At 58.7% G+C, this 1,341-nt stretch carries 1 protein-coding gene; it reads left to right on the top strand.

What is annotated here, in order from left to right; all coding sequences use genetic code 11:
• Positions 1–9: 9 nt before the first annotated feature.
• Positions 10–1,341: carboxylesterase/lipase family protein (locus U5A56_RS36810; RefSeq protein WP_321927385.1), on the top strand; the 1,332-nt coding region annotated here is incomplete at its 3' end.

Genomic DNA, 1,341 nt, shown 5'->3' with positions numbered 1-1,341 from the left:
TGGACCGGCATTCGCGATGCGCTTGTGCTCGGCGATCATTGTGCGCAAACCAACCCTGACTTTCCGGTTTGGCTCGATCCTGGCCCGGCGAGTGAGGATTGCTTGATGTTGAGCGTCTATTGCCCGACGAGTGCCACTGAGTCATCACGATTGCCGGTCATGGTGTGGCTCCACGGCGGTGGCTATTCGTTCGGCTCAGGCCATGCGCCCGGGTACAACTGCGGCAATATTGCCAAGGGTGGCAACGTCATTACGGTGGCGGTTAATCATCGTCTGCACGGTTTTGGCTATACCTACCTGGGCGACGACGAACGCTACGGCACGTCAGGCAATGCAGGTCACCTGGACATCATCGAGGCGCTCAAGTGGGTGCAAGCCAACATCGAGCGCTTCGGCGGTGACGCGAGTAACGTCACCGTGTTCGGGGAGTCGGGCGGAGGGGCCAAGATCACGACGCTCTGCGGTATGCCGGCTGCGCGGGGGCTGTTTCACAAGGCCATCGTTCAGAGCGGCTCGGTAATGAAAATCCGGACCGCTCGCGAAGCATCGATGCTGACCGACGCCGTTTTCGATACCCTCCAGCTCAAGCGCGGTGACATCCAAGCGCTCCAGGCGGTGCCGACCGACACGCTCGTTCGGTGCTTCGATAAAGTTGCAGCGGAAACCGACACTCACTATACGCCGTATCTTGCGTTTGGTCCCACGGTTGATGGGCGCGTCATGCCTGACATGGTCTGGCGTGATGACGCGCCCGATTTTGTGCGCGACATTCCGTTTCTAATCGGCGTGAATAGCGACGAGGCGACGACGTACGTTGGGCTCGACATGTATGGTCCATTGAAGGCGGATGTGGATATTGCAAGACTGTGCGCGAAGAATCAATTGCTGTACAACTTCAGTGTGGAGCAATTGGTTCCCATCGTCCGAAAGTATCGCGAATTGATGCCCGATCTTTCAGACGCGGAGATGGCCGTCCGGGTCACATCTGATGTCAGCTTCCGGAAAGGCGCTGTCATTCAGTCGGAGCTGCTCATCGCCCGTCAGGGGGCGCCGGTCTACATGTATGAATGCGCGTGGAAGACACCGTGCTTCCGGGGGAAATGGGCCGTCCATGGGGTGGAATTGCCTTTTATCTTTGCGCTCGACGAATACGGTACGGCGTGGGACGGAGAGGATACCGATGCACTGCGCGCTGCAGCCGATCCTGACAACAAGCGAGCCGTTGTGGGCCGTCATATGTTCGACGCGTGGGTAAGCTTTGCTCGGAGCGGAAATCCTTCGACGAAGGATTTGCCGTGGCCGACGTACGATTCCTCCTCGCGCACGACCATGGTCTTCGGA

Source organism: Burkholderia sp. BCC1998 (assembly GCF_905339875.1).
Taxonomy (GTDB): domain Bacteria; phylum Pseudomonadota; class Gammaproteobacteria; order Burkholderiales; family Burkholderiaceae; genus Burkholderia.
Note: the sequence above shows the minus strand (reverse complement) of the source record. Positions and strands in the feature narration are given on the sequence as shown.